Raw genomic sequence first — 1,398 nt, forward strand, 5'->3', positions numbered from 1 at the left:
ATCGCCGCTACCCGCGAATGAGTTACCGCGAACTGTATAAACCAGATGAAAAACCGTTAGCGATTATGGTTCCGGCGTGGAATGAAACGGGCGTCATCGGCAATATGGCCGAGCTGGCGGCGACCACGCTCGACTACGAAAACTATTATATCTTTGTTGGCACCTACCCCAACGACCCCGATACTCAGCGTGATGTTGACGAAGTGTGCGCTCGCTTCCCGAATGTGCATAAGGTAGTCTGCGCGCGTCCTGGCCCCACCAGCAAAGCCGACTGTCTGAACAACGTGCTGGACGCCATCACCCAATTTGAGCGTAGCGCCAATTTCGCTTTTGCTGGTTTTATTCTGCATGACGCCGAAGATGTGATTTCACCGATGGAATTGCGTCTGTTCAACTATCTGGTCGAGCGTAAAGATCTGATTCAGATCCCGGTGTATCCGTTCGAACGCGAATGGACGCACTTCACCAGCATGACTTACATTGATGAGTTTTCAGAGCTGCATGGCAAAGATGTTCCGGTGCGTGAAGCCCTCGCCGGACAAGTGCCCAGCGCAGGCGTCGGCACCTGTTTCAGCCGCCGCGCCGTGACCGCTCTGTTAGCTGACGGTGACGGTATTGCTTTCGACGTGCAGAGTCTTACTGAAGATTACGACATTGGCTTCCGCCTGAAAGAAAAAGGTATGACGGAAATTTTTGTCCGTTTTCCGGTGGTGGACGAAGCCAAAGAACGCGAGCAGCGTAAATTTTTACAGCACGCGCGGACATCAAACATGATCTGCGTGCGCGAATATTTCCCCGATACCTTTTCGACTGCGGTTCGACAAAAATCCCGCTGGATCATCGGCATTGTTTTCCAAGGCTTTAAAACCCATAAATGGACCTCCAGCCTGACGCTGAACTACTTTCTCTGGCGCGACCGCAAAGGGGCAATCAGTAACTTTGTCAGCTTCCTCGCGATGCTGGTGATGATCCAGCTTTTGCTGTTGCTGGCGTATGAAAGTTTGTGGCCCGATGCCTGGCATTTCCTTTCTATTTTCAGCGGCAGCGCATGGTTAATGACCCTGCTGTGGCTAAACTTTGGTTTGATGGTTAACCGCATCGTGCAGCGGGTGATTTTCGTTACTGGCTACTACGGCCTGACGCAGGGGCTGCTTTCCGTCCTGCGTCTTTTCTGGGGCAACCTGATTAACTTCATGGCCAACTGGCGCGTGCTAAAACAGGTACTTCAACACGGCGATCCACGTCGCGTGGCGTGGGATAAAACAACGCATGACTTCCCCAGCGTGACTGGCGATACCCGCTCGTTGCGCCCGTTAGGTCAAATTCTGCTGGAAAATCAGGTCATCACTGAAGAACAACTCGATACAGCACTGCGTAATCGCGTCGAAGGTCTACGCT

The 1,398-nt window shown here is 52.5% G+C and carries 1 protein-coding gene; it reads left to right on the plus strand.

The window, feature by feature from the left end:
- Nucleotides 1-1,398: glycosyl transferase family protein (locus tag RTW80_RS25240; RefSeq protein ID WP_312720791.1), on the plus strand; the 1,398-nt coding region annotated here is incomplete at both ends.

Source organism: Escherichia sp. AM3, assembly GCF_032029835.1.
Taxonomy (GTDB): domain Bacteria; phylum Pseudomonadota; class Gammaproteobacteria; order Enterobacterales; family Enterobacteriaceae; genus Escherichia; species Escherichia coli.